Annotated in this window: 30 protein-coding genes; 13 read left to right on the forward strand and 17 right to left on the reverse strand. The window is 62.2% G+C overall.

What is annotated here, in order from left to right:
- Nucleotides 1-99 precede the first annotated feature (99 nt).
- Complete coding sequence (locus NKJ55_RS21760) at nt 100-717, forward strand: alpha-ketoglutarate-dependent dioxygenase AlkB family protein (RefSeq protein WP_352451656.1); 618 nt, start codon at nt 100-102, stop codon at nt 715-717.
- Here NKJ55_RS21760 and NKJ55_RS21765 read toward each other — a convergent pair.
- The 14 genes from NKJ55_RS21765 to hisB form a co-directional block, all read right to left on the reverse strand.
- Nucleotides 680-2,293 carry a hypothetical protein gene (locus NKJ55_RS21765; protein ID WP_352451657.1) on the reverse strand — a complete coding sequence of 538 codons (1,614 nt, stop codon included), beginning with the start codon at nt 2,291-2,293 and terminating at the stop codon, nt 680-682. The genes NKJ55_RS21760 and NKJ55_RS21765 overlap by 38 nt on opposite strands.
- A 91-nt stretch (nt 2,294-2,384) precedes the next feature.
- Nucleotides 2,385-3,959: a hypothetical protein gene (locus NKJ55_RS21770; RefSeq protein ID WP_352451658.1), complete on the reverse strand. Its 1,575-nt coding sequence runs from the start codon at nt 3,957-3,959 to the stop codon at nt 2,385-2,387.
- On the reverse strand, nt 3,949-4,344 hold the full coding sequence (locus NKJ55_RS21775; RefSeq protein ID WP_352451659.1) for a GtrA family protein: 396 nt from the start codon (nt 4,342-4,344) through the stop codon (nt 3,949-3,951). The genes NKJ55_RS21770 and NKJ55_RS21775 overlap by 11 nt, the downstream gene beginning before the upstream one ends.
- 7 nt (nt 4,345-4,351) lie before the next feature.
- A complete protein-coding gene (locus NKJ55_RS21780; RefSeq protein WP_352451660.1) occupies nt 4,352-5,122 on the reverse strand; it encodes a class I SAM-dependent methyltransferase in 771 nt (256 codons plus the stop codon).
- Nucleotides 5,122-6,129, reverse strand: a complete 1,008-nt coding sequence (locus tag NKJ55_RS21785; RefSeq protein ID WP_352451661.1) for a glycosyltransferase family 2 protein — start codon at nt 6,127-6,129, stop codon at nt 5,122-5,124. The genes NKJ55_RS21780 and NKJ55_RS21785 overlap by 1 nt, the downstream gene beginning before the upstream one ends.
- Nucleotides 6,130-6,206: 77 nt before the next feature.
- Nucleotides 6,207-7,166 carry a type I pantothenate kinase gene (coaA, locus tag NKJ55_RS21790; protein WP_352451662.1) on the reverse strand — a complete coding sequence of 320 codons (960 nt, stop codon included), beginning with the start codon at nt 7,164-7,166 and terminating at the stop codon, nt 6,207-6,209.
- A gap of 18 nt (nt 7,167-7,184) precedes the next feature.
- Nucleotides 7,185-7,511, reverse strand: coding sequence for a phosphoribosyl-ATP diphosphatase (locus NKJ55_RS21795; protein ID WP_352451663.1), 327 nt, complete (start codon nt 7,509-7,511; stop codon nt 7,185-7,187).
- Nucleotides 7,512-7,547: 36 nt separating this feature from the next.
- Nucleotides 7,548-8,342 (reverse strand): imidazole glycerol phosphate synthase subunit HisF, encoded by a 795-nt coding sequence (gene hisF / locus NKJ55_RS21800; RefSeq protein WP_352451678.1) that lies wholly within the window; start codon nt 8,340-8,342, stop codon nt 7,548-7,550.
- On the reverse strand, nt 8,339-9,175 hold the full coding sequence (locus NKJ55_RS21805) for an arginase family protein (protein ID WP_352451664.1): 837 nt from the start codon (nt 9,173-9,175) through the stop codon (nt 8,339-8,341). Before NKJ55_RS21805 ends, hisF begins: the two co-directional genes overlap by 4 nt.
- Nucleotides 9,172-9,921: a 1-(5-phosphoribosyl)-5-[(5-phosphoribosylamino)methylideneamino]imidazole-4-carboxamide isomerase gene (gene hisA, locus NKJ55_RS21810; RefSeq protein ID WP_352451665.1), complete on the reverse strand. Its 750-nt coding sequence runs from the start codon at nt 9,919-9,921 to the stop codon at nt 9,172-9,174. Before hisA ends, NKJ55_RS21805 begins: the two co-directional genes overlap by 4 nt.
- A 2-nt stretch (nt 9,922-9,923) precedes the next feature.
- The gene (locus NKJ55_RS21815; RefSeq protein ID WP_352451666.1) at nt 9,924-10,214 is read right to left on the reverse strand and encodes a DUF1330 domain-containing protein; all 291 of its coding nucleotides are present in this window, start codon (nt 10,212-10,214) and stop codon (nt 9,924-9,926) included.
- A gap of 3 nt (nt 10,215-10,217) precedes the next feature.
- Nucleotides 10,218-10,868, reverse strand: a complete 651-nt coding sequence (gene hisH / locus NKJ55_RS21820) for an imidazole glycerol phosphate synthase subunit HisH (RefSeq protein ID WP_023677533.1) — start codon at nt 10,866-10,868, stop codon at nt 10,218-10,220.
- 1 nt (nt 10,869) lies between these two features.
- Entirely contained in the window at nt 10,870-11,343 is a 474-nt protein-coding gene (locus NKJ55_RS21825; RefSeq protein WP_352451667.1) for a DUF2628 domain-containing protein, read from the reverse strand.
- Between the two features lie 4 nt (nt 11,344-11,347).
- Nucleotides 11,348-11,947 (reverse strand): imidazoleglycerol-phosphate dehydratase HisB, encoded by a 600-nt coding sequence (hisB, locus tag NKJ55_RS21830; protein ID WP_352451668.1) that lies wholly within the window; start codon nt 11,945-11,947, stop codon nt 11,348-11,350.
- A 226-nt stretch (nt 11,948-12,173) separates the two neighbouring features.
- On the opposite strand from hisB, the gene hslV reads away from it, so the two are divergent.
- The 5 genes from hslV (at nt 12,174) to NKJ55_RS21855 (ending at nt 16,318) form a co-directional block, all read left to right on the forward strand.
- Nucleotides 12,174-12,725 (forward strand): ATP-dependent protease subunit HslV, encoded by a 552-nt coding sequence (gene hslV, locus NKJ55_RS21835; protein WP_023677530.1) that lies wholly within the window; start codon nt 12,174-12,176, stop codon nt 12,723-12,725.
- Nucleotides 12,715-13,257 carry a GNAT family N-acetyltransferase gene (locus NKJ55_RS21840; protein WP_352451669.1) on the forward strand — a complete coding sequence of 181 codons (543 nt, stop codon included), beginning with the start codon at nt 12,715-12,717 and terminating at the stop codon, nt 13,255-13,257. Before hslV ends, NKJ55_RS21840 begins: the two co-directional genes overlap by 11 nt.
- A gap of 4 nt (nt 13,258-13,261) precedes the next feature.
- A complete protein-coding gene (locus NKJ55_RS21845) occupies nt 13,262-13,858 on the forward strand; it encodes a DUF2585 domain-containing protein (protein ID WP_352451670.1) in 597 nt (198 codons plus the stop codon).
- Nucleotides 13,859-13,862: 4 nt separating this feature from the next.
- A complete protein-coding gene (gene hslU, locus NKJ55_RS21850; protein WP_254815924.1) occupies nt 13,863-15,176 on the forward strand; it encodes an ATP-dependent protease ATPase subunit HslU in 1,314 nt (437 codons plus the stop codon).
- Between the two features lie 182 nt (nt 15,177-15,358).
- A complete protein-coding gene (locus tag NKJ55_RS21855) occupies nt 15,359-16,318 on the forward strand; it encodes a DUF1402 family protein (RefSeq protein ID WP_352451671.1) in 960 nt (319 codons plus the stop codon).
- A 34-nt stretch (nt 16,319-16,352) separates the two neighbouring features.
- Here the strand turns inward: NKJ55_RS21855 and NKJ55_RS21860 are convergent, their stop codons facing one another.
- Genes NKJ55_RS21860 through NKJ55_RS21870 form a run of 3 tightly spaced genes read right to left on the reverse strand, consistent with a single transcriptional unit; the run spans nt 16,353 to nt 19,067 of the window.
- The gene (locus tag NKJ55_RS21860) at nt 16,353-17,582 is read right to left on the reverse strand and encodes an NAD(P)/FAD-dependent oxidoreductase (RefSeq protein ID WP_352451679.1); all 1,230 of its coding nucleotides are present in this window, start codon (nt 17,580-17,582) and stop codon (nt 16,353-16,355) included.
- A gap of 2 nt (nt 17,583-17,584) precedes the next feature.
- A complete protein-coding gene (locus tag NKJ55_RS21865) occupies nt 17,585-17,899 on the reverse strand; it encodes a MocE family 2Fe-2S type ferredoxin (protein WP_023677524.1) in 315 nt (104 codons plus the stop codon).
- A 40-nt stretch (nt 17,900-17,939) separates the two neighbouring features.
- Entirely contained in the window at nt 17,940-19,067 is a 1,128-nt protein-coding gene (locus tag NKJ55_RS21870; protein ID WP_352451672.1) for a fatty acid desaturase family protein, read from the reverse strand.
- A gap of 137 nt (nt 19,068-19,204) precedes the next feature.
- Here NKJ55_RS21870 and NKJ55_RS21875 point away from each other — a divergent pair, with 137 nt between their 5' ends.
- The 7 genes from NKJ55_RS21875 to NKJ55_RS21905 all read left to right on the forward strand — a co-directional run bounded on the left by NKJ55_RS21875 (nt 19,205) and on the right by NKJ55_RS21905 (nt 26,776).
- A complete protein-coding gene (locus NKJ55_RS21875; protein ID WP_023677522.1) occupies nt 19,205-20,236 on the forward strand; it encodes a LacI family DNA-binding transcriptional regulator in 1,032 nt (343 codons plus the stop codon).
- 310 nt (nt 20,237-20,546) lie between these two features.
- Nucleotides 20,547-21,488: a sugar ABC transporter substrate-binding protein gene (locus NKJ55_RS21880; protein WP_352451673.1), complete on the forward strand. Its 942-nt coding sequence runs from the start codon at nt 20,547-20,549 to the stop codon at nt 21,486-21,488.
- A 114-nt stretch (nt 21,489-21,602) separates the two neighbouring features.
- Nucleotides 21,603-22,679: an ABC transporter permease gene (locus NKJ55_RS21885; protein WP_292655972.1), complete on the forward strand. Its 1,077-nt coding sequence runs from the start codon at nt 21,603-21,605 to the stop codon at nt 22,677-22,679.
- 2 nt (nt 22,680-22,681) lie between these two features.
- Nucleotides 22,682-23,449, forward strand: a complete 768-nt coding sequence (locus NKJ55_RS21890) for an ATP-binding cassette domain-containing protein (protein ID WP_254815918.1) — start codon at nt 22,682-22,684, stop codon at nt 23,447-23,449.
- Nucleotides 23,450-23,517: 68 nt separating this feature from the next.
- A complete protein-coding gene (iolG, locus tag NKJ55_RS21895) occupies nt 23,518-24,519 on the forward strand; it encodes an inositol 2-dehydrogenase (RefSeq protein ID WP_352451674.1) in 1,002 nt (333 codons plus the stop codon).
- Between the two features lie 23 nt (nt 24,520-24,542).
- Nucleotides 24,543-25,337: an SDR family oxidoreductase gene (locus NKJ55_RS21900; RefSeq protein ID WP_352451675.1), complete on the forward strand. Its 795-nt coding sequence runs from the start codon at nt 24,543-24,545 to the stop codon at nt 25,335-25,337.
- A 347-nt stretch (nt 25,338-25,684) separates the two neighbouring features.
- A complete protein-coding gene (locus NKJ55_RS21905; RefSeq protein WP_352451676.1) occupies nt 25,685-26,776 on the forward strand; it encodes a 3-deoxy-7-phosphoheptulonate synthase in 1,092 nt (363 codons plus the stop codon).
- Nucleotides 26,777-26,879 lie beyond the last annotated feature (103 nt).

A 26,879-nucleotide genomic window follows, 5' to 3' on the forward strand; every position in this document is an offset into this window, starting at 1 on the left:
GTTAAAGCGCGCAGCCACCGTCGGAGGCGGCTTTCGGGTCGCCGTTTTCATTTGACGGTGGCATTCTGATTTCTCCAGACCAACGGATTAAGCGACGCGATGCTCGTACTGCCCAAAGGCGTCCGCCATATGCCCGGCTACCTGTCGCGCGCCATGCAGGAAGTGCTGGTTGAAGATATCCGGCAGATCGTGCAGAAGGCGCCGCTGTTCGTGCCGGCGATGCCGCGTACCGGCAAGGAGATGAGCGTGCGCATGACCAATTGCGGTCCGCTGGGCTGGGTCACCGACAAGGAGCACGGCTATCGCTACCAGCCGACCCATCCGGTGACCGGAAGGCCTTGGCCGCCGATCCCGGAGATGCTGCTCGAACTGTGGCGGGATGTATCTGCCTATGCGCACCCGCCGGAAGCCTGCCTGGTCAATTTCTATTCGCAGGATGCCAAGATGGGTCTTCACCAGGACTGCGACGAGAGCGATTTCTCCGCGCCCGTCGTCTCGGTGTCGCTCGGCGACGATTGCCTGTTCCGGGTCGGCCAGACGACGCGCGACGGCGCCACCAAATCGTTCAGGCTGAGGAGCGGCGACGTCGTCGTGCTTGGCGGCGAAGGGCGGCTCTGCTTTCACGGCGTCGACCGTATCTACCCGTCGACCTCGGCATTGCTCAGGAGTGGCGGCCGCATCAATCTGACGCTGCGACGGGTGACGATGCCGAAATAGGCTGTTCAGGTGGCCGGCGGCCCGGGCGGACATAATCGTCGCGCAGATAGATGCGCTCGGTCTCGTCCTCGATAAGAATGCGGTAGTGCGCCAGGATGGCGTCAAAGCCAAAACGCCCCATCAGTTGGCTTGTCCACATCGTGTTGTTTTTCTTGAAGACGACGATATCCGGGCGCAGACGCACGAACTCTTCGCGTTTGCTTTCGACGTAGCGCGCCATGATGGCTCGGTAACGCATGGCTTCGGCGGTGTCACCCGAGAGAGATGCCTGCCGGGACAGGGAAAGTGCGAACGCTCCAAGCCAATCGCTGACGTGGGTCGAAACGAACTGCCCATCGATCATACGGTTCAACGGATGTCCCGAGGAAATATCCGAACTGACCAACGCTACGGTCGGCCGATCGGTGGCGGCGCGAATTGCGGCAACCAGCGCCGGCCCTGGTTTCTGGGTGCTCCAGTACGGCAAGAAAGCGATTGCCACCGCCGCCAATGCCCAAGCTCGCGAAGGAGCCGTCACGAACGTCAACAGCTTCGACGGCCGCTGCACGATCCTGGGCAGTGCCAACAGGCAGAAAATGGCTGCCACAGCGCAAAAGATCGCGGGATAGGCATGATAAGACCAGCCTTTGGCTTGGTAGAACAGGGGAAACATGCCAGCGATCGATGCCGCCAACGCTACCGCCGCCAGCTCTGGAAATCGCTTGGCAGGCCACAGCCACCAGATCAGGAAGACAAGGAAACACCACGAGAAACCGTAGCCGATCACAATCGGCCAAAAGATGCCGATCTTTGCATAAACGTCCGCCAAGAGGGGATAGATGTCGCGCACGAATTCCGGATGGATCAGCGTGACGGTGCCGAGATAGACAACGCAGATGCCGCCAATGACCCAGTGTTCCAGGGCGAAGATCGATTTCAGACTGCGCCGGCGCACTGCAACGACCAGCGCCGGCGCCAACACCATGATCGCATAGTAGGGCTTGACCAGCAGCAGAATGCTGCCCGACAGGCCGGCGAGTACGGCGAGCCCGGGGTCTGGTTGGGCAGCTGCATCTCTGCGCGCGCGCCAGGCATGAAGCGCAAGCAGCGGCATGAAAAGTGCCATGCCGATATGCTCCCGCTCGCTGAAGGCATTTCCGGGGAAGACCACCAACATTGCGCAAAACGCTGGCCCCAGTGCAAACAATGATGCAGTTTCGGTGAAACCCGCACGCTTGACGATCACGCCCGAGAGCGAAAGTCCGATAAGCACGGCAAGGTATGTCCAGGCTTCAACCAGGATTTCCGGCGCGGTGCCCAGCCATCTGGCCGCAGCCACCGGCGGCAGATAGAGCCAGACGCTGAATGGGGGATTGGTCTCGTAGATTTGCGAGTAGAGCCGCTCACCGGACAGCATACGCTCGCAGACCGTGATCAGCCAGCTAGTGTCGGGAACAGTCCCCCAACGTCGCTGCCAGAAGATCGAGAAGACGGTGACTGCGGCAATGGCCAGGACATTGCGGCTAGGAAGCAGCGACGCCGCAATATCCCGGTCGCGCCAGCGGCTCAAGCCGCCAATGTCGTTCGAGACACTCATGCTGTTGCACCGAGGCTCTCGAGATCGAGCCATATGTCGTCCAGCGGAGCGATTGGATCCAGCCGTGCCATGGTTTTCTGGAAGCCTCTGCTCAATCGGTTTGGAGCGGCGCGGGCGCCGTGTAACGCAGATAGACAGCGATTTCCGGCTCGGCGTGCAGCAGACGATAGTCGGCCAAGGCTGCCGCGATCCGCTTGTCCTGCAGCATCAGGGCAGTCCACGCCGGCGAGCCTGACAGCACGATATCGGGCTTCTTCGCTGATATCTCGGCGGCGTTTTCGCCGATCACCCGATCGCGGATGCTTTCAAGTTCCGGTCTCCGTTCGAGATCGCCGGTGACGCGGGCGAGCGTGTCCGCGTTGGAGACCGCCCAGGCGCTCGGATGGCGTGATATGAACCTGCCGCCGACCAGCCTGGCGAGGGGATGGGCAACCTGCATCTGGTCGGCAATCGACATGACGGTCGGGGTTTCGACCGTTGCGCGGATTGCGGCGACAGACCGGGCGATCGGGCCGTTATCCGTCGTCAGCGCCGCGTACTGTGCCCTGACCGCTATTTGCAGCACCAGCACGCAGCCGAAGATCAGGGCGGCCTTGCGAACGAAGCCTGCACTGCCGAATGTGCCGAACCGCACAAGCTGGATACCAAATGCAAGTGTCGCAACAACGACCATCGGCAGCGCGTGATTGGGCCAACCCTTGCCCATGACGATGAAGGCCGGAATGAACCCCAGGGCGGTCAGGAGCGGAATCCTGACGTCCCAGTTCGTCTTTCTCAGGCCGCCGGCGGCAAGCACGGTGGCGGCGGCCAGAAGCAGCACCACTTTCGGCCAGTTCGCCAGCATATCGGCGGCAGAGGCCCTCAACGGAAGATAGACCTCCCTGACCAAGGGCAGGACGTCGCCGACGTAAGCGCGGTCGAAGAGCGCGATGGACGCGATATAGGCGGCCACGATCGCAGCGCCCACCAGGTTCTCTGCGACGAAGAGCGGTCTCAGCGACCGCCTTTCAAGCGCAAGACAGACCGACGGCAACATGAAGGCCAGCACAAAATAGGGCGGCTTGACCATGACCACGACCGCCGCGCCGAAACCCGCGACCATGTGCTCCAGGCGCGAGCCCGCGCTGAAATCCAGGTTCCGCTGACGTGTGCATTGCAACGCCACCCAAGGCAGAATGGCAATCAATGCGAAGTGCTCGCGTTGGCCGAATTGATCCGGCATGAAACACAGGATCAAAAACAGGGCCGCCGCTGCCGCCCACAGCGCATGGGGCTGCCAGTAGACCGGTTCATCGCGCGCGAGAATACGGACGGAACCGAAAAGACTGGCCAGGCTCAGGCAAACGACGCCAAGCGTCAGCCAGAATTCCGCACGTATGCCGGTGAGCTTTTCCAGGAGCATGAATGGCATGTAGAGCCAGATCGAGAAAGGTGGGTTGGTCTCCACGATGTCGGTGTTGAGCCGCTCTCCGCCAAGCAGGCGGTCGCAGACGACCAGAAGCCATGACACGTCGACATTGGTCGGGATTGCAACGGTGGATAGCCAGACGGCGTATGTGACGACCAGGCAGGCCAGCAGCAACGGAGCACCCGCTACGCCCGCAAAGGGCGAGAAGCGGTTGGCGCCGGGCAGCAGTTCATTGAGGGGTCGCGCGCTAGAGACCACGAAACACCCAGCGCCCGAGGACGACATAGTTGATGACCGGCACGGCAATGCAGGTAAGCAGGATCGGGACTGCGGCGGGGATGCCGAGCATCTGGGTCAAAAGCGCCGGCAGGGCGATCGCGACGGCGAGGCCGGAAGCGGTGAGCAGGAGGAAGCGGGGCAGTTCCATCGCGTGGCTGCCGCCCGAGGTGAAGGTGAAATATTTATGCCCGGTGTAGGAGAACAGCGCGGCGACGGCGTAGGCCGCAAACGATGTGAGCGCCGCCGGCAGGGCCGCCGTCGCCTGTCCACGCGACAGCAGGAAAGCGCAAACGGCGTAGATCAGCGTCGACGCAATGCCAATCAGCGCAAAGCGCGATAGTCGACGATACGAGCCGGTGCCCATGACGCGGTCAAGCTGCCAAGTTCTCGTCGGGGCGAGCGGTTTCGACGGCGCTGTTCTTGCGGAATACCGCCAGCAGCGAAACCCCGAAGGGCAGGTTTGCATTTGGTATGATGCGGCCTTCCGCCGAAAACACTGCCTTCATCGCTGCATTCAGTGGTTTTGGCGGCGTGGCATGGCCGGCTGGCAAGGCCGACTTGCGCAACCTGTCCACCAGTCGTGCCAGCGCCGCTACCGGGAAGAGCGCGGCATTTGTGTAGCTCAGCCGGTCGATCGCGAAACCGGCCCTTTCGATTCGTTCACGCAGCAGATTGCGTGAATAGCGCCGCATATGATGCAGCCCCACATCATGCGTGCTCCACAGCCATTGGTGTGCGGGCACAGTGAGGACGACACTGCCGCCCGGTTTCAGCACTTGGCGGATCGCGGCAAGCGACGCCTCGTCTTCGGCGACATGCTCCAGCACGTCGAACAGGCAGACGAGGTCGCAGCTTTGCGGCGCGACAGGAATGTTGTCCGGCAGATGGCCGGCGAGGAAGTCGCGGCCGGTCTTTTCCCAGGCAATCCTGCGCGCGAGATCGCTCATCTCGACTGCCGTCACTGCGCCGAACTGCTCCAGCATCCGGATGTTGCCGCCGGTGCCGGCGCCGATCTCTACGATGCGCGCGTTTTCAGGCAGGCCGATGCTGCGAATGACCGCCTCGGCGATGGCGCGACGCCCGCAGAACCACCAATGCTCGTCTTCGGTGGCGGCCATCTGTCGGTAAGCGTCGATCTCCATCAGCTCACTCCCTCATATTTGCGGCGCACGATATAGATCGGACGCTGCTTGATCTCGGCGTAGACCCTGCCGAGGTATTGTCCGATGATGCCGATGCCGAGTAACTGGATGCCGCCAAGGAAAAGAACACTGACCAGCAGGGAGGCGTAGCCGGGCACATCAACGCCAAAGATCATTGTCTTGGCGACGATCAGCAGGCCGTAGAGGAACGACAGCGCGGAAATCGTCGCGCCGACATAGGTCCAGATTTCAAGCGGAGCGGTGGAGAAGCTGGTGATGCCTTCGAGCGCGAAGTTCCACAGCTTCCAGCCGGAGAATTTCGACTGGCCGGCGATGCGCTGATCGCGGACATATTCGACGCTTGCGGTACGGAACCCGACCCAGGCGAACAGGCCCTTCATGAAACGACGGCGTTCGGGCAAAGACCGCAGCGCCTGGATGACCTGGCGGTCGATCAAACGGAAGTCGCCGACATCGTGCGGGATCTTCTGCTGCGCGATCCAGTTGTGAACGCGGTAGAACATCGAGGCGGAGCGCTGCTTGAGAAAGCTGTCGCTCGACCGATTGGCTCGCTTGGCCAGAACAACCTCAAAACCCTCGCGCCACTTTTCCACAAGCAGCGGAATGACATGCGGCGGATCCTGCATATCGACATCCATCGGGATCGCTGCATCGGCATCGCAGCTGTCGAGCCCCGCGGTCATCGCGGCTTCCTTGCCGAAATTGCGTGAAAGGTCGATTACGTGGATGCGTGGATCGGTTTGTTGGGCTTCGATCAGCTTTTCGAGCGTCGTATCGCTGCTGCCGTCGTTGACGAAGATGAACTCGAGGGCAACGCCTTTGTCCTTCAGCAGCGCGGTGCTTTCGCATACCGCCTTCAGGAATGGAGCAATTGCGCCTTCCTCATTGTGGACAGGCACGATCAAGGCAATCGTTGCGCCGCCGCTGCCCGGACGTGCGATGCGGTCAGATGCCGGCCGATCGATGTTTAGGAATGGCGCATTCATTTGTTTGCCGAGCCTGCAGATCAGGCCCGACAATAGAAAGACTGGGTTAAGATGACTTTAAGGAATGTCCCGGGATTTCACAGTTTCCTGAGCGCCACTTCCTCGACCAGATGGTTGGCGCCCTTGCGCAGGATGAGATCGGCTCGGGCGCGGGTCGGCAATATATTCTCGCGCAGATTCTTCAGGTTGATGTTGGTCCACAGGCCCTCGGCGATGGCGCGGGCCGCATCTTCGGAAAGTTGCGAATAGCGGTGAAAGAAGGAGGCCGGGTCGCGGAAGGCGGTTTCGCGCAACCGCATGAAGCGGGCGATATACCAGTGATGGATCAGCGCCTCCTCGGCATCGATGTAGATGGCAAAGTCGAAGAAATCCGACAGGAAAGGCACGATCTTGCCATCCTTCGGCAGCTTGCCCGGCTGCAGGACGTTTATGCCCTCGAAGATCAGGATGTCCGGCCGGTCGATGGTCTGGAACTCGCCCGGGATGACGTCATAGGTCAGGTGCGAATAGACCGGCGCGCGGACGTTGCGCTGCGCCGATTTGATGCCGGACAGGAAGCGCAGCAGCGCGCCGACGTCGTAGCTGTCCGGAAAGCCCTTGCGCTCCATCAGATTGTTGCGGCGCAGGACTTCGTTCGGCAGCAGGAAACCGTCGGTGGTGACCAGGTCGACCTTGGGACTCGACGGCCAGCGCGCCAGCAGCTCCTTCAGCACGCGCGCCGTGGTCGATTTGCCGACCGCGACGGAACCGGCAATGCCGATGATGAACGGTGTCTTGGCCGCGTCCAGCGCGTTGAAGAAGGCCTGGCGCTGCCTGAACAGGAGTTGACTGGCTTCGACATGAGCCGACAACAGCCGCGACATCGAAAGATAGATGCGCTCGACCTCGTGGAGATCGACCGGATCGTTCAGCGACCGCAGACGACGGACCTCGTCCTCGGTGAGCGTCATCGGCGTATCGGCGCGGAACCGCGACCATTGCTCGGCCGAGAAGAAACGATAGGGTGAATACTTCTCGGTAGGAGCGAGCTGGTCCATCGAGTTCCTCCGCAGCGATCAGCCCCGGTCCAGCCGAGACGCCTTTTCGGCGATGCCCGAACGACCGGTGCGGCGTTCAAGCTCGTTGAGCACATCGCTCAGCGGAATGCCCGCTACGCCAAGAACGACAAGCCAATGATAGATGAGATCGGCGCTTTCCGAAACAAGCGCGTCCCGGTCGGCGCTGACGGCTGCGATCACCGTTTCGACTGCCTCTTCGCCGAGTTTCTGCGCTGCCTTGCTCATGCCACGCTGAAAGAGCTTGGCCGTCCACGAATCCGGATCGCCGGAACGTGCGCGTTCGCCAATAATCTTCTCCAGATCGGAGAGCGAGAACTCGGTCATGACGGCGTTTACAGCCTCTTCTTAGCCGGAAAGGCTCTAGGACCGATTACCCGGCGAGTCCAGCCGCATCGGCAGTCCGGCCTGAGCCATGTGCAGCTTGGCTTCGGCGATGCTGTAGGTGCCGAAATGGAAGATCGACGCCGCCAGCACCGCGCCGGCATGGCCGTCGCGAATGCCTTCGACAAGGTGGTCGAGCGTGCCGACGCCACCGGAAGCGATGACCGGCACGCGTACGGCATCGGCGACCGCGCGGGTAAGGGCTATGTCGTAGCCGGCCTTGGTGCCGTCGCGGTCCATCGATGTCAGCAGGATCTCGCCGGCGCCGAGGTCGACCACTCGCCGAGCGAACTCGACGGCGTCGATGCCGGTCTTCTCGCGGCCGCCATGGGTGAATATCTCCCAGCGATCAGCCTCGCCCGCAGCGGACACTTTCTTGGCATCGATGGCGACGACGATGCACTGGTTGCCGAATTTGTCGGCAGCCTCGGCGACAAAATTTGGGGTCTTCACCGCCGCCGTGTTGATCGACACCTTGTCGGCGCCGGCCAGTAGCAGCTTCCTGATGTCGGCGACCTGACGGACGCCACCGCCAACGGTCAGCGGCATGAAACATTGTTCGGCGGTGCGGGCGATGACATCGAAAATGGTCTCGCGGTTTTCCGACGAGGCGGTGATGTCGAGAAAGCAGAGCTCGTCGGCGCCGGCCGCGTCATAGGCTTTTGCCGCTTCGACGGGATCGCCGGCATCGACCAGGTCGACGAAATTAACGCCCTTGACGACACGGCCGTTCTTGACGTCGAGACAGGGGATGACGCGGGCTTTCAGCATCAGATCCTCTCGATCGCCGCAAGAAAGTCGACAAGCAGCTGGCCGACGACGGGCGGAACTTCGGACTGGGAATCAAAGGCCGGGTCGTAGGCCGAGAGCGTCACGCCGACGATTGGGATTGACCTGGCCAGTCCGCAGGCGAGCTGCCGCAGCTGTTCCGGACTCGGGCCGCCCGGGTGCGCGTAGCGGTTCACCTGCAGCACATCCGGATCGAGGACATCCAGGTCGAGATGCAGATGCGCCCGCACAGTCCCTGTCGCCGTGAGCTTTCCGATCATATCGAGTGCACCGGCACATTCGGTGCGCACGATCGGCAAAGTTTCCAGCAGTCGCTTTTCGTCGGGATCGAGGTCGCGGGCATCGACCAGCATGCAGCGCGCCGGGTCTATCGGCCGGAACCCCGGAATTGCTGCCGCCATCGGATGCCAGCAGAGCCCGAGCGTCGCCGCCAGCGCCATGCTGTCGAGAAAGCCGTAGGCCGACGTCTCCGGCGTGTTGAGATCGCCATGCTGGTCGATCCAGATGATCGAATCCGCCGCTTCGCCGGCAACCGCACCGGCGGCGGTCAGGCAATTTCCAGCAAGGATAATGGGGAAGCGTCCTCCATCGCGGGCGAGGTTAACCTTGGTCGCGACGGCGTTGCAGACGGCGAAGCCGGTTGCAATTTCGCGCCCCTGCTCGTCTCCGACCTTGCCGATATCTTCGACGGCGACGTCATGGCCAGCCACGGTCAGGGCTTCGACCAGCCCACCGCCGACGATGGCGTCCGGCCCCTGGCCGCACCCTTCGTGATAGTGCCCGCTGTCGTAGGGAGCAACGATAATCGAGACCTTCACGTTTCACACCCTGCCATCGGTTTGCCACGCAGGATCGCCAATGCCTCGGCCGGGTCGATGCGGCCGTCGTAGAGGGCGCGGCCGGAGATCGCGCCTTCGAGCTTGCGGGCATCGGGCATGGTCATGCGCACGATGTCGGCGATCGAGGCGAGCCCGCCCGAGGCGATAACCGGGATCGACACCGCGTCGGCGAGATCGATGGTGGCGTCCCAGTTGATGCCAGTCAGCACACCGTCGCGGTCGATATCGGTGTAGATGATGGCGGCGACGCCGGCACCTTCGAATTTCCTCGCCAGTTCAATGACGCCGAGGCTCGAGGCCTCAGCCCAGCCTTCGACCGCGACCTTACCGCCCTTGGCGTCGATGCCGACAGCGATCTTGCCCGGGAATGCCTTGCAGGCCTGCCTGACCAGATCCGGATCGCGGACCGCCACGGTGCCAAGAATGACGCGGGCCAGCCCACGGTCGAGCCAGTCCTCGATCTGCGCCAGGGTGCGGATGCCGCCGCCGAGCTGCACCGGATTGCTCGTCGCCTTCAGGATGGCGCCGACCGCGGCACTGTTGACGCTCTGGCCCTTGAAGGCGCCGTTGAGGTCGACGACGTGCAGCCATTCGAAGCCCTGCTCTTCGAAGGCGCGCGCCTGAGCGGCGGGATCTTCATTGTAGATCGTCGCGGTCGCCATGTCGCCGTGCCGGAGGCGCACGCATTTGCCGTCCTTGAGGTCTATCGCCGGAAACAGAACCACCTTCAGGCGCCTTCGACGATGACAAAGTGGCCGGTCGAGCCGGCGAGCCTGTACTTCAAGGCTTCCTGGTATTCAGGCGAGCCGTAGCATTCCAGCGCCTTTTCATAGGATTCGAATTCCACCAGCACGTGGCGATTGCCTGCCGGTCTTTCCGGGCTGGTGTACCGCCCGGCGCGCACCGGGAACTTCGCGCCGTATTTCGCGAAAGCCGCGGCATTGGCCTCGATGTACTGCTTGTAGATCTCGGGATCGTGGACATCGACCATTGCCATCCAATAGCCCTTCTTGCTCATGGTTCAGGGCCTCCAGCCTAGGAAATTGGTGATCAGCGCCAGGCCCAGCGCCTGGCTCTTCTCGGGGTGGAATTGCGTTCCGGCGAGGTTGTCGCGAGCGACAGCGGCCGTTACCGGGCCGCCATAGTCGGCAACCGCCAGCACCTCATCCTCCTTCCGTGCATCGAGATGGTAGGAGTGGACGAAATAGGCATGCAGTCCCTTGCCACCCGTCGCAATGCCGGAAAACAGCGGATGCTTGCGCTTCAGGTCAATCGTGTTCCAGCCGATCTGCGGGATCTTCAGTGTCGGATCGGCCGGCGTGATCTCCTTGACGTCGCCGGCGACCCAGCCAAAGCCCTTTGTGACGGTCTTTTCCAGGCCTCGCTCCGACATCAGCTGCATGCCGACGCAGATGCCGAGGAACGGCCGAGCCTTGGCGATCGCCACCTCCTCGACCGCTTCCCACATGCCGGCGACCGCACGCAGTCCAGCGGCGCAATCGGCATAGGCACCGACGCCGGGCAGGACGATGCGGTCGGCGGTCCTGACCCGCTCGGCATCGGCGGTGAGTTCGATCGCGGCGGCAATACCGGCTTCATGCGCGGCACGCTCGAAGGCCTTGGTGGCCGAGCGCAGATTGCCCGACCCGTAATCGATGATCGCTACCCTCATCTCAGGGCTTTCCCGGAATATGGTTCAGCCCCAGCGCCAGGCCCATCTGCGCCGACCGGGCATGTGCTGCGTCTGGGACGATGCGTTGCACCGTCGGTTGTTCATCCGACTGAGCATCGGCTTCCAATGCATAGCGGAGGTCTGCGTCGTCGAGCCTGTCGGCCTCGACCACGCCCCATTCATGCCAGCCGCGACGGCGCAGGGCTGCGATCCGCAAGCCCTGCCCTTCCAGTCCGACAAAGAGCATGACAAGCAGGGATAAAAGCGAGCCGGTTGTTTCCAGGTCCAGCCTTTCGCCTAGCATCGAGAGCAGGCCCATGGCGACAAACGCCAATGCCGCCTCGACCCACAGCCGGTGCCAGGCCAGCCACAGCGGCGGCACCAGGAAGCCGAGCCAGGCAAAGCCGTCACGGATAAAGGTAGTGTCCACGCTTTCGCTGCGGCCTGGCGGCTTCATCACGACATAGATGGCCATGACGCTATCCTTTCAGGGATCCCTTGGTGGAGGGAACCGCGTCCGGCTGGCGCGGGTCGCGCTCAAGCGCCGAACGCAACACACGCGCCACGGCCTTGAAGCAGGTCTCGGCGATGTGGTGGTTGTTGGCGCCGTAATGATTGGTGACATGAAGCGTGATGCCGGCATTCTGCGCCAGCGCGTGGAAGAATTCGCGCACCAGCTCGGTATCGAACGTACCGATCTTCGGCGACGAGAACGAAACATTCCAGACCAGAAAAGGCCGGCCGGAGACATCGATTGCCGCCCGCGTCAGTGTCTCGTCCATGGCGAGATCGATCGAGGCGTAGCGCATGATGCCGCGCCGCTCGCCCAACGCCTTGGCCAGCGCCTGGCCGAGCGCGATGCCCGTATCCTCGACCGAGTGGTGGTCGTCTATGTGCAGGTCGCCCTTGGCCTTCACGGTCATGTCGATCAGCGAATGGCTCGACAACTGGTCCAGCATATGGTCGAAGAAGCCGACGCCCGTCGAAATGTCGGATTTGCCCGAGCCGTCGACCTGAACCGACACGGCGATGTCGGTTTCCCTGGTCTTGCGGCTTATCTCGGCGGAACGGGGCGCCATGACCTCATCCTTGTCTCAGATTTTGCACGATTCAGGCGTTCACATGCCTGAAAACGAAAGCCTTCTAGCAGCATGATCCGGCGATTGCCAGTTACCGATGCGGAGCACAGTCCGGCCCGGCAGATGGCCGGTTTGCAATCATCCGGCCTATGCATACATATGGCCGATCAAGTCACTCGTAACGCGCCGATCGCCTCGATGGGATCGGTGCTGATCGGAGCAGAAAATGTCGAATGAACTGACCATGCATGCCACGACCATCCTGACCGTGCGCAAGGGCGGCAAGGTGGTGATCGCCGGCGACGGCCAGGTCAGCCTCGGCCAGACCATCATGAAGGGCAACGCCAAGAAGGTGCGCCGCATCGGCAAGGGCGGCAACGTCATTGCCGGCTTCGCCGGCGCCACCGCCGATGCCTTCACGCTGCTGGAGCGGCTCGAAGCCAAGCTCGAACAATATCCCGACCAGCTGACACGCGCCTGCGTCGAGCTCGCCAAGGACTGGCGCACCGACCGTTATTTGCGCCGGCTGGAAGCAATGATGCTGGTGGCCGACAAGTCGGTGTCGCTGGCGTTGACCGGCACCGGCGACGTGCTGGAGCCCGAATTTGGCGTCATGGCCATCGGCTCCGGCGGCAACTACGCGCTGGCAGCGGCACGCGCGCTGGTGGACAGCGACAAGGGCGCAGAGGAGATCGCCCGCAAGGCGATGCAGATCGCGTCAGACATTTGCGTCTACACCAACAACAACTTCGTCGTCGAAACCCTCGATGCCGCCTGAGCGGAGCCTCCGCTATGGTTTTCGGCCGGTGACCCAGAGGGACCTGCCGATGATCGCCGGCTGGCTTGCCGAGCCGCATGTCGCCGAATGGTGGAGCGACCCAGAGACCGAGATCGCGGAGATCCGCGAGCACATCGACAGCATTTCGGTCGAGCCGCTGATTATCGAGCTCGACGGAAAGCCCATCGGCTATTTGCAGAGCTACGATCCGCATCTGGAGGACGGCCATCCCTATAGCGACCAGCCGTTCGGCACGCTCGGCATCGATCTGTCGATCGGCGTGCCGGAGCTTGTCGGGGTCGGCCACGGCTCGGCGATCGTCCGGCAGTTCGTCGAGCAGCTTTTCGAGGAAGGTACGCCGCGCGTCATCATCGACCCGGACCCCGCCAATGCACGAGCTATTCGTGCCTATGAAAAGGCCGGTTTCACGGCTATCGATCGCAGGAAGTCGGAATATGGCGATGCCGTGCTGATGGCGATTGATGCCCCAGAGGGTGATGCCGGACAGGGTGACGCAAAAGAGGGGCAATAGCAGCATGAGTGTATCCAGCGACAAAACCGTCTCGGCCTACGAAGACAGCTGGCGAATGGGGCTTCTGCTGGTTCTCGGCCTGGTCATCTTCCAGGCCGGGGTCCTTTACGGCATGGGGCGGACGCCGATCTGTACCTGCGGCTATGTCAAACTGTGGCACGGCATCGTGCAGAGCTCGGAGAATTCCCAGCATATTTCCGACTGGTACAGCTTCTCGCACATCATTCACGGTTTCCTGTTCTATGCGCTGGCGTGGTTCCTTTTCCCGCGCTCGCCGATCGGGCTCAGGCTGGCCTTTGCGGTGGTTATAGAGGGCGGCTGGGAGCTGCTCGAGAACAGCCCTTTCATCATCGATCGCTATCGCGCCGGCACGATCTCGCTCGACTATTATGGCGACAGCATCATCAATTCGGTGTCAGACACGCTGGCCATGGTGCTGGGGTTTGTCATGGCGCGAAGGCTTCCTATATGGGTGGTCGTAACCCTCGCCCTCATCTTCGAATTCGGTGTCGGCTATCTCATCCGGGACAATCTGACACTCAACGTGATCATGCTGCTGCATCCGTTCGAGTCCATTCGGCAGTGGCAAAGTGGAATTTAGTGACATGAGCACCTTCTCTCCTCGCGAAATCGTTTCGGAACTCGACCGCTTCATCATCGGCCAGAAAGACGCCAAGCGTGCCGTTGCGATTGCCTTGCGCAACCGCTGGCGCCGCCAGCAGCTCGAGGGCCAGATGCGCGAAGAGGTGATGCCGAAGAATATCCTGATGATCGGCCCGACCGGCGTCGGCAAGACCGAGATTTCGCGCCGCCTGGCACGCCTTGCCGGTGCGCCTTTCGTTAAGGTCGAAGCCACCAAGTTCACCGAGGTCGGTTATGTCGGCCGCGATGTCGAGCAGATCATCCGCGACCTGGTCGAGATCGCCATCGGGCTGGTTCGCGAGAAGATGCGCGAGGACGTCAAGGCGCGTGCCCACATCAACGCCGAGGAACGGGTGCTCGAAGCGCTCGTCGGCAAGACGGCGAGCCCGGCCACCCGTGACAGTTTCCGCAAGAAGCTGCGCGACGGCGAGCTCGACGACAAGGAGATTGAGATCGAAGTGGCCGATACCGGCAATGGCGGCATGCCCGGCTTCGAGATCCCCGGCATGCCGGGCGCCAATATCGGCGTGCTCAACATCAACGATATGCTGTCGAAAGCGATGGGCGGCAAGAAGACCAAGTTGCGCAAGACGACCGTCAAGGAGTCCTACGGGCTATTGATCAGCGACGAGTCCGACAAGCTGCTCGATCAGGACGAAGTGGTGCGCAGGGCACTCGAATCGACCGAGAATGACGGCATTGTCTTCCTTGACGAGATCGACAAGATCGCCTCGCGCGAAGGCGGCATCGGTGCCGGTGTTTCGCGTGAAGGTGTGCAGCGCGACCTGCTGCCGCTGGTCGAAGGCACCACGGTTGCGACCAAATACGGACCGGTGAAGACCGACCACATCCTGTTCATCGCTTCAGGTGCGTTCCACGTCGCCAAGCCATCCGATCTGCTGCCGGAATTGCAGGGCCGCCTGCCGATCCGTGTCGAGCTGCGGGCGCTGGAGAAGGACGATTTCGTCCGCATCCTCACCGAGACCGAAGCCAGCCTGATCAAGCAGTATATCGCGCTGATGAAGACCGAAGGCGTCGATCTGGTCTTCACCGATGACGCGATCGATTCGTTGGCCGGCATCGCCGTGGACCTTAACGCCAGCGTCGAGAATATCGGCGCCAGGCGGCTGCAGACGGTGATGGAACGGGTGCTGGACGATATCTCCTATGACGCGCCGGACCGCAACGGCACCTCGGTGACCATCGATGCCGCCTATGTCGAGAAGCATGTCGGCGACCTCTCCAGAAACACGGACTTGTCGCGTTTCATCCTGTAGGAGACGCTTCATTCTCGAAGAGGGTCGGGGAATTGCTCCCGGCCTCCCCAATTTGGCCCAGCATTCCCGATGTGTGGCCAAATGGAAGCATCCGGCAAGCTTTCGTCCCGTCGGGTGCAGGCGTCTCTCGACTCCCGGTGGAGCATTACCTAGTTTGCCGGCGACTATTTGGGCGGCGGCGCATGAAAAAACTGATCCTCGTCATTTTGGGGCTGACGCTGGCGGCAGCCATGTTCGCCGCGCAAGCGGCAACGATGGTGCCGCCGGGCAACCGCAACACCGAGCAGCCCGACATACCGGGCGCTTCGAGCCGGCGCACCCAGGCGACCAACACCACCTTCCAGGCGAAATACCGCAAAGTCTTTGCGCTGCTCCAGAACGATGCCGAGCTGCGCGGCAAGATCAAGCAGGCAGCCGCGGCCTATGACATCGACCCAATGCATATCGTTGGAGCCATCGTCGGCGAGCATACCTATAATGTCGATGCCTATGACCGGCTGCAGACCTATTACGTCAAGGCGATCTCGTATCTGTCGAGCAAGCTCTCCTTTGGCTATGATGGCGAGGACATCACCGATTTCGTGCAACGGCCGCAATTTGCGAAATGCGCAGGGAAGTCCGACAGCTACGATCTGTGGGAGTGCCGCGAACAGGTGTGGAACCGGTCGTTCCGCGGCAAAACCGTCAACGGCGAGAGCTTTCCCAACGATCGCTTCGGCGCCACTTTCTTCCAGCCTTATTATGCCGGCCAGACTTTTGGCATTGGCCAGCTCAATCCGCTGACGGCACTGCAGATGAGCGACCTCGTGCACAAGGTTTCCGGCCTGCCGGAACTCGACGTCGGCGACCCCAATGCGGTCTACAAGACGATCATGGACCCTGACCTGACACTGCCTTATGTCGCGGCGACGATAAGGAAGTCGATCAACGCCTATAAAAGCATTGCCGGCTTCGACATCTCAGGCAATCCCGGCATCACGTCGACGCTCTACAATGTCGGCAATCCCGAACAGCGCGCCTATGCGCTGAAAGCCGAGAACGACAAGCGCCGCGCTGCGGGCGAGCCGGAAAAGCTGCCCGAGGAAAATTACTATGGCTGGCTGGTCAACGACAAGCTGCCGGAGCTGAAAGCGCTGTTTTAGCCGAACGCGTTCGGTCAACTATCCACGCGGCGGATCAAGCCGCCAGCAGCGATTTTAATTTGACCGCCTGCGAGACTAGCGATTCCGGCGCCGGCCTTGCCTGCTTTGCAATCAGCATCTCGGCCAGCCTTATGTCGCGGGCGACCGCGTTGCCGGGGCCGATGCCGCTTGCCGCAACCAGCCTGCCGTCCTCGGCGAGGTGGAACAGGATGAAGGCGCCGTCGCCGAGGTCGCGGCGCACGATGCTGCGGCCTTCGTCCGACAGGCCGGCGATCTGCAAGGTCAGGCCGTACTGATCCGACCAGAACCACGGCACCGCCGCATGGGACTCGCCGGCGCCAAGCATATTCCTTGCGGCGAGCGCGCCCTGCTCCTGTGCATTGCGCCAAGCTTCGAGCCGCACGCGCCGGCCGCCATAGATGGCGAGCGGAAACGAACAGCAATCGCCGGCGGCAAAGATATCCCGGTCGCTAGTGCGAAGCTCGGCGTCGACGGCGACACCATTGTCGACGGTCAGCCCCGCCTCCGCGGCAAGTCCGGTCACCGGCACGGCGCCGATGCCGATCACGGCAAGATCGGCGACAATGTCGTGTCCACCGGCGAGCGCGATGCGCACTTCGGCGCCATCATCGGCAATGGCGGCGATGCCCTCGCCGCACAGGATTTTCACGCCTTCGGCTACATGCGCCTGATGGATGACCTCAGCGATCTCGGCCGGCACGCCGCGCATCAAGATGCGCGGCTGCGCCTCGATAACTGTGACCGCCGCACCCAGTCTGCGTGCCGCCGCGGCAAGCTCAAGCCCGATGAAGCCGCCGCCAATGATGGCGATGCGATTTCCGGCGCTGAGATGGGCGCGAATGGCCAGCGCGTCGTTGAAGGTCCGGAGGTAGACGCAGCGCCCGCCAAGGCCCGGCATCGGCAGCTTGCGCGGCACCGAACCGGTCGCCAGCAGGAGCTTGTCGTAGGCCAGGACGGAACCGTCCGAGAGGCGCACGACATGCGCCGCGCGGTCGATCGCCACCGCCTGAACCGAATGGATATGCCTGATCGATCTTTCGGCCAGGATCGCGTCGGTGGCGATTGCTTTGAGCAGGGGCGCGTCGGCAACCATCGCGTCTTTCGACAGCGGCGGGCGCTCATAGGGCAGATGCGGCTCGTCGCCGACCAGCGTCACCGGTCCATTAAAGCCGAGCTCGCGCAGCGCAAGGGCGGCGCGCCCGCCGCATTCGCCGGCGCCAATGATGACCATATCCTTCGTCATCATCAACCGATCCGGACAAGGACTTTGCCGGCGTCGACCTTGACCGGATAGGTCCTGAGATCGACGCAGACCGGCGCGCCCCTGGCAGCCCCTGTCTTGTAGTTGAAGCGGCCATTATGCTTCGGGCATTCGATGATATCGTCCATCACCAGCCCGTCGGCCAGATGCACCTTCTCATGCGTGCAAAGCCCGTCGGTGGCGAAATACTCGTCGTCGGGGCTGCGATAGATGGCAAAGGTGCGGCCGCCATGGTCGAAGCGCATCACGTCCTCTTCGTCGATGTCCTCGGCGTCACAGGCCTCGACCCAGTCGCTCATTTACGGGTCCCTCGATGTTTGGTGCCTTGGCATGGGCTTGTCATTCGGCAGCCACCGCAACAGCAGCGTTATCGCTGTGGAAATCCTCGCGATAGGGCCTCGCCGTCGGCGGCAGTTCGCGCTTGATGAAATAATCCTCATTGCGCAGCTGGCGCAGGAAAGCCGGTATCATCTCGCGGTAGCCGGCCAGGATGGACGATGTCGGCGCCGGCAGATCGTGCTTGATCAGTTCGTGCAGCCTGGGCAGCGCGTGATAGGGCACCATGGGAAACATGTGATGCTCGACATGGTAGTTCATGTTCCAGTAGATGAAGCGGCTTATCGGGTTCATGTAGACGGTGCGGCTGTTGAGCCGGTGATCGGTGACGTTTTCAGCCAGGCCGCCATGCTGCAGCAGGCCGACCATGACATGGTGCCAGGCACCGTAAAGCCTGGGCAGACCGACCAGCATCAGCGGCAGGAACGAGGCGGTATAGAGCGCCAGCGCAATGGTCGCGGCATAGATTGTCGTCCAGATGCGGGCAATGCGAATTGCCTTCGGCTGCTCCTGGTCGGGAATGAAGGTTCTTTCGGCCGGACTGACGATACCGGCTGCATTGCGCAGCATGTCGCTCATCGCGTGCCAGGCGTCGAGAATGCCGACGAAGTTGAGCACCACGCGCAGCAGATCGGGCGGACGCATCACCGAGATCTCCGGATCGCGGCCGACGATGATGGTATCGGTATGATGGCGCGTGTGGCTCCAGCGCCAGGTCACCGGGTTGCGCATGATCATGAAGCAGGCGACCTGATAGACCACGTCGTTCATCCACTGCGTCCTGAAAGCGGTGCCGTGGCCGCATTCGTGCCAGCGTGAATCGGTGGAGGAACCGTAGAGGATGCCGTAGACGAAGAAGAACGGCACGCACCACCAGCTGCCCCAGAACCAGGCGGCGCCGGCGCCGCTGAGGATCATGGCGCCGAGCCAGACGATGGTATCGCGGATCGCCGGGCCGTCGGAGCGCTGCATCAGCTCCTTCATCTGCTTGCGCGGCACGTCGGTGTGATACCACTCGGCCGCCGCCAGCCCGCTCTCGACGGCAAGCTTCGCGTCGCGGCCGATCAGGCTGTAGTCGCGTCGGGACGCCGCTGCGGAGCTCGTATTCCCGGTTCGGAGTCCAATATCCACCATAGCGGAGGCCTCGATCATATTCGGTCAGCGTTCAAAATAACGCCGAGCCCTGATAGGCTCAATATCACAAAGATAGTTTCTATCATTTTCCATCAGAATGGTGTAAAAGGGCCAAACAGTGGAATGAGGCAGCGATGGCGAAACGGCCGACGATCACCGACCTGGCGCGCATTTCGGGGGTCAGCGTTGCCACCGTCGACCGGGTGCTGAACAACCGCTTGCCGGTGCGCGAGGAAACCGCGCGCCGCGTCTATGAGGCCGCGACCAGCATCGGCTATCACGCAGCCGGATTGATCAAGCAGCGGATGCGCCATGAATTGCCCGAATACCGGCTCGGGTTCCTGCTGTTGAGACGGGAGGACGTCTTCTACAGTGAATTTGCCCGCGAGCTTGAACTGGCGGTATCGCAGTCGCCGCGCTTTCGCGGCGTGGCCACCATCGACTTCGCCGCTTCGCTGGCGCCGGACGAGATCGTCGAGCGGATGCGCAAGCTGGCCGCCAAATCCAGGGCCGTCGCCCTGGTCGGGCCTGATCACCCGACGCTGACGGTCGCCGTCGAGGCTCTCAAAGCCAATGGCGTACCGGTGTTCTCCCTGCTTTCCGACTTTGCGTCCGGTATTCGCGAGGGCTATGTTGGCCTGGACAATCGCAAGGTCGGCCGCACCGCTGCCTGGATGATCTCGAAGGCCGCGAAGAGACCTGGCAAGGTTGCCCTCTTCGTCGGCAGCCATCGCTTCCATGGCCATGAGCTTCGCGAGATCGGTTTTCGCTCCTTCTTTCGCGAGCAGGCGCCGGAATTCACTCTCCTCGAGACGTTGGTCAATCTGGAAGCGAACCAGATCACACATGATGCAATGATCGAGCTTCTGGCCCGCCACCCTGATCTCGCCGGTTGCTATGTCGCCGGTGGCGGCATGGAAGGCGCGATCTCGGCGCTGAGGGAGGCAAAGCCGGCTGAGATGCCGGCGGTCGTCTGCAACGAGATCACGCCCGACTCCCGCGCGGCGCTGGCAGATAATTTCCTGACCATGGTGATCTCGACGCCACTGGCGGCGCTTTGCCGCGAGCTTGTCGGGCTGATGGCGCATGCCATCGAGACCGGCGCTGCGAATGCGCCGGGCCAGACCTTTCTGCCCTTCGACATTTATCTGCCGGAAAACATCTGACGTCGCGGTCATCGGCGGCAGACATGATGTAATCTATCAGAACGCTTTCAGGCCTGGCTTGCGTTAGCGTCCGTCTAAAAGCGCTCGAAATGCCGAAAATCCATTCCTCATGGCGAAATCTCGCTTGACGCCCAAGCGAAATGGAATAAATATTTCACCAACTGAGAATTTTGGTTCTTTCGTTCCGGAAGATCTGTTTCAGGCAAAATGCCTCCGGAACCAAAAATGGCAATCGGGAGAGAATTCCCTGCGAGATCGGGGATTCCGGGTAGATCGGTGCAGCCGGACACCAATGTGGAGGAGAAATAAAATGAAAAAACTGCTTTTGGGCGTCGCGTTCGCGGCGCTGATGAGTTCGTCCGCCTTTGCTGCCAAGATCGGCGTGTCGATGGCGTTGTTCGACGACAATTTTCTCACCGTGCTGCGCAACGGCATGATTGAACAGGCCAAGGGCATGGACGGCGTCGAGCTGCAGGTGGAGGATGCGCAGAACGACGTCGCCAAGCAACTCGACCAGATCAAGAACTTCGCCGCCTCAGGCGTCGACGCCATCATCGTCAACCCGGTCGACACCTCGGCGACTCAGGCGATGTCGGACGCAGCCGCCGCTGCCAAGATTCCACTGGTCTATGTCAATCGCGAGCCGGTCAACGTCGACACGCTGCCCGAAAACCAGGCCTTCGTCGCCTCGAACGAAGCCGATTCCGGCACGCTCGAGACCAAGGAGGTCTGCCGCCTGTTCAAGGAGGCCGGCAAGACTGAAGCCAACGTCTATGTGATCATGGGCGAGCTGTCGAACCAGGCAGCGGTGCAGCGCACCAAGGACATTGACGACGTGATCGCCACGCCGGAGTGCAGCTTCATCAAGATCATCGACAAGCAGACGTCGAACTGGAAGCGCGAAGAAGCGCAGAACCTGATGACCAACTGGCTGTCGACCGGCAAACCGTTCGACGGCGTCATCGCCAATAATGACGAAAGCGCCATCGGCGCCATCCAGGCGATGAAGGCCGCCAACATCGACATGAAGTCGGTTGTCGTCGGCGGGGTCGACGCTACCCAGGATGCGCTTGCCGCGATGCAGGCGGGCGACCTCGATGCGACGGTGTTCCAGGACGCGGCCGGCCAGGGTGCCGGCGCGCTTGACGCGGCGCTCAAGCTGGCGAAGGGCGAGAAGGTCGAGCACAAGGTCTACATCCCGTTCCAGCTGGTCACGCCGGCAAATATCGACAAGTTCCTGAAGAAGAACTGAGGCGGACCTGTCCGATACGGAGCGGCGCGCCGAAGTAAGACAGCGCCGCTCCGCTTTTTCCCTCTCGGCCTGAACAGCGCCGAGTGGAGACCGTGGCTGACGGAGGAAGCACGATTGGCACAGACATCTCACGGCGTCGGCGGGCTCAGCTATGATGCGAAGCGGCGCGCATGGCCGGCCGAATTCAACGTCTTCCTGGCGCTCGTCATCCTGGTCGGCGCTTTCGAGCTGATCGGCCGGGTTTTCCTGGGCGACAGCTTCCTGTTCAACACCCGCGACAATATCGATGCGATCTTCAACGAAGCGCGCCTGCAGATCATCATCCTGCAGGTGTCGATCGTCGGCATTATTGCCATCGGCGTGACGCAGGTGATCATTACCGGCGGCATCGACCTGTCCTCAGGTTCGATCGTCGGCGCCACGGCAATGATCGCCATGAGCTTCGCCCAGGTGGCGACGGTCAACGGCAACCCGAACCCCAAGGCGATGTTCATCGCCCAGGGCTGGACCGACCTGCCGGTGATCGTGCCGGTGCTGGTCGCGATCGGCTGCGGACTGCTGGCCGGCCTGGTCAACGGCGCTTTGATCGCCTACACGCGCATCCCGCCGTTCATCGCCACGCTCGGCATGATGGTCACCGCACGCGGCATCGCCAAATGGTGGTCAAAGGGGCAGCCGATCTCGTTTCCGACCGAGAGTTTCGCCGCCATCGGCAAGGGGCTGATGCCGGTCATCATTTTCATATCGCTCGCAGTGCTGTTCCAGCTGATCCTGAGTTACACCAAATATGGCAAGCACTGCTATGCAATCGGCTCCAATGAGGACGCCGCGCGCATGTCCGGCATCAACATCGCCAACCACAAGATCCTCGTCTACGTCATTGCCGGCGTCCTCGCCGCGCTCGCCGCCGTGGTGCTGAGCTCCAAGAATCTCACCGCCCAGGCCGGCATGGGTGTAATGTACGAGCTCGACGCGATCGCCATGGCGGTTATCGGCGGCGTCTCGCTGTCGGGCGGCCGCGGTTCGATTATCGGGACGGTGATCGGCTCGCTGATCTTCGGCGTCATCATCTCCGGCTTCACCTTTCTGCGCCTCGACGCCTATTATCAGGAGATGGTCAAAGGCGTGATCATCGTCGGCGCAGTCGTACTCGACCAGTGGCGCCAACGCCTGCGGGCGATGAGGGCTTGATCATGTCGGACATCGTCCTGAAGACCGAAAACCTGACCAAGTATTATGGCGGCGTCCATGCGCTGGAGGGTGCCAACTTCGAGCTGCGCAAGGGCGAGCACGTCGCCATCATGGGCGACAACGGCGCTGGCAAATCGACCTTCGTACGCCAGATCACCGGCGTCGAGCAGCGCACCAGCGGCAGGATGTGGTTCGACGGCAAGGAAGTGAATTTTGCCGGCCCGATCGAAGCCCGCGAGGCGGGCATCGAGACGGTGTTCCAGAACCTGGCGCTCGCCGACGACCTCGACGTCCCGTCGAACCTGTTCCTCGGCCGCGAGCGGGTGCTTTTCAATCTCGGGCCCTTCTCGATCCTCGATCGCAAGTTCATGCGCAAGGCGACCGAGGCAGCCTTGGTCCGGACAGCGGTCAAGATCCCCAATCTTTCCAATACTATCCGCCACATGTCGGGCGGCCAGCGCCAGTGCGTGGCGATTGCCAGAACCGCGACCTTTGCTTCCAAGCTCATCATCATGGATGAGCCGACGGCGGCACTCGGCGTGCAGGAGACGATGCAGGTCGAAAACATCATCCGCACGCTGAAGGAGAATGGCGAACCGCTGATCCTGATCTCTCACAACATGCGCCAGGTGTTCGACCTGGTCGACCGCATCGTCGTTTTCCGGCGCGGCCGCATCGTCGCCAATTTGCGCAAGCAGGACACCGACGGCAACGATATCGTCTCCTACATCACCGGCGCCAAGACCGGGCAGGCGGAACTTGCGGCGTAACGGCCAACGCCGAGCCACAGGCGCTGACACGCCCTCCCTTCCGAACCATCCTCAAAGGAAAATTCTTCATGCCTCTTCGCTTTGCTCTTCTCGGTGCCGGCCGTATCGGCAAGGTCCATGCCCGCGCCGTTGGTTCCAATCCGCAGGCCAGGCTGGTTGCGGTTGCCGATGCCTTCGAGAAGGCGGCGACCGATCTGGCCTCTGCCTATGACGCCGAAGTGCGCAGCATCGATGCCATCGAGAAGGCCGGCGATATCGACGCGGTCGTCATCTGCACGCCGACCGACACTCATGCCGACCTGATCGAACGCTTCGCCAAGGCGGGCAAGGCGATTTTCTGCGAAAAGCCGATCGATCTCGACGCCGGCAGAGTGGAAGAATGCCTGGCCGTCGTCGACAAGGCCGGCGCCACCCTGATGGTCGGCTTCAACCGCCGCTTCGATCCGCATTTTGCCGCCGTGCGCAAGGCGATCGACGACGGCGCCATCGGCACTGTCGAAATGGTGACAATCACCTCGCGCGATCCCGGCCCGCCGCCGCTCGACTATATCGGCCGCTCGGGCGGCATCTTCCGCGACATGACCATTCATGATTTCGACATGGCGCGCTTCCTGCTCGGCGAGGAGCCGGTGGCGGTCAGCGCTCACGCTTCGGTGCTGATCGACAAGAAGATCGGCGAGGCCGGCGACTTCGACAGCGTCAGCGTCATCCTCGAAACTGCCTCCGGCAAGCAATGCGTCATTTCCAACTCACGCCGCGCCACCTACGGCTACGACCAGCGCATCGAGGTGCATGGCTCGAAAGGCATGATTGCGGCCGAGAACCAGCGGCCGGTGTCGATCGAACTGGCCAATGAGAAGGGCTATACGCGGCCGCCGCTGCACGATTTCTTCATGACCCGTTATCTCGACGCCTATGCCAACGAGATCGCTGCCTTCATCGCGGCAGCGACGTCAGGCAAGAAGGCGGCGCCGAGCGGCAAGGACGGGCTGGTGGCGCTCAGGCTGGCGGATGCGGCGCTGAAATCGGCCAAGGAAGGCAAGACCGTCCGCCTCGACAAAACAATCTGACTATCAAGCACAGGAGCAAGGCGATGAACGGTTCAGCCGGTCGCAATTCCGAAACACGCGCCATCGTCACCGGCGGCGCACAAGGCATCGGCTTTGCCGTCGCCGAAGCGCTGGCCGATGAGGGCTGCCGGGCGCTGGCACTGATCGGCCGCTCGCAGGAGAAGGGCGACAAGGCTGTCGCCATCCTCAACGGGGCAGGCGTCGATGCCATCTTCATCAGCGCCGACGTCTCAAAAGTGGCCGACTGCAAGCGTGCGGTCGAAACGGCGATTGGCCATTTTGGTTCCGTCAACGCGCTGGTCAACGCCGCTGCCACCTCGGCTCGCGGCTCGCTGGTCGAGACCTCCGAGGATCTGTTCGACCAGATATTCCAGACCAATGTGCGGGGCCCGTTTTTCCTGATGCAGGGCGTGGTGGCGCATTTGCTGGCGCGCCAGGCACCGGGCTCGATCGTCAACGTGCTGTCGATGTCGGCGCATTGCGGCCAGTCGTTCCTGGCGCCCTATTCGTCGAGCAAGGGAGCGCTGGCGACACTCACCAAGAATGTCGCCAATGCCTATCGCGGCAATCGCATCCGCTGCAATGCGGTGCTGCCCGGCTGGATGGACACCGAGGGCGAAGCGATCGTGCAGAAGAAATGGCACGACGCGCCGGACGACTGGCTGGAAAGGGCCGAGGCCGCGCAGCCGATGGGTCAATTGGTGAAGCCGGCACAGCTTGCCCGGTTGATCAGCTATATGATCAGCCCGCAGTCCGGCGTCATGACCGGGTCGCTGGTCGATTACGACCAGAGCGTCGCCGGGTCGTCGCCGGAATAACGCCGGCAAGTCGAGCGGAACGCCGCCCATCACTTCGTCATCCACGGGCGGAGCAAGGAGCGCAGCGACGCGGCGCAGACCCGAGGATGACGAAGTTCGGGGGGTTCAGCCAATCGCGAATGGGCTGGAGTAAACCTCCTCCTCACCAGACACGTGACAAGCGCCTACGCTTCGACTATATGAACCGGATGATCCACCTGACCGCCTCGTTTTGGTACTTTAGCTACTCGCTGGCGGCGGGAGGATTGCGCTCGATCTGAAGATTGCAGCAATAACATCCGAACAGCCGCCAGACCTGGCGGCTTTTTTGTTTCAGCCGGCAGGTCTCCCAATCAGGAGCAGAAGCCGTGTTGACGACCACAGACGATCTTCGGGTCAAGGAAATCAGAGAACTGAGCACACCCGACGAGGTGATGCGGGAAATACCGCGCACGCTGACGGCGACGCGCACCGTTGCCGCATCACGCAATGCCATCCACGCCGTGCTGACCGGCGCCGACGATCGGCTGGTGGTCGTCGTCGGCCCCTGTTCGATCCACGACCCGGCCGCCGCCGTAGACTATGCCAGCCGTTTGGCATCGCTGCGTGAAAGCCTGTCGGACCGGCTGGAGATCGTGATGCGGGTTTATTTCGAGAAACCGCGCACGACGGTCGGCTGGAAGGGGCTGATCAACGATCCCGACCTCGACGGCAGCTTCAACATCGACAAGGGGTTGCGGATGGCCCGCAACGTGCTCTCCGCCGTCAACAATCTCGGCCTTCCGGCGGCCACCGAATTCCTCGACATGGCCACCCCGCAATATATTGCCGACCTCGTCGCCTGGGGCGCGATCGGCGCGCGCACGACCGAGAGCCAGATCCACCGCGAACTCGCATCAGGCCTGTCCTGCCCGGTCGGCTTCAAGAACGGCACCGACGGCAATTTGCGGATCGCGGCCGAGGCCGTGAAATCCGCCGCCCAGCCGCACCATTTCATGGCGGTGACGAAAGGTGGGCGCAGCGCCATCGCGACGACCACCGGCAACGAGGACTGCCACGTCATCCTGCGCGGCGGCATTGTGCCCAACTACGACGCGGCAAGCATAGCTGCTGCCTCCGCTGAGCTCGGCCGGATCGGCGTGGCACCTCGGCTGATGATCGATGTCAGTCATGCCAACAGCAACAAGAAGCCGGAAAACCAGCCGCTGGTGGCGGCTGACGTGGCGGGCCAGATCGCGGCAGGCGACGAGCGCATCATCGGCATCATGATCGAGAGCAACCTTGTCGCCGGCCGGCAGGACGTCGTGCCCGGCAAGCCGCTCGTCTATGGCCAGAGCATCACCGACGGCTGTATCGACTGGGAAACCACCGAAACGGTGCTGCACGGCCTTGCCGACGCCGTCGAGCAGCGCCGGTCGGCGCGCCGGAGCATGATATTAAGCCGTTCAGGCGCCGCCTGAGCACCTCCTTCTCCCCTTTGTTTGGACTGGGGACATCGCGAACAGATGTGCGAGGACATCGCGAACAGTTTTGCATGCTATCGCGCCAGGACATTGAGGTCGA

The organism is Mesorhizobium sp. M0106 (assembly GCF_040322715.1).
In the GTDB taxonomy this organism is placed as follows: Bacteria; Pseudomonadota; Alphaproteobacteria; order Rhizobiales; family Rhizobiaceae; genus Mesorhizobium.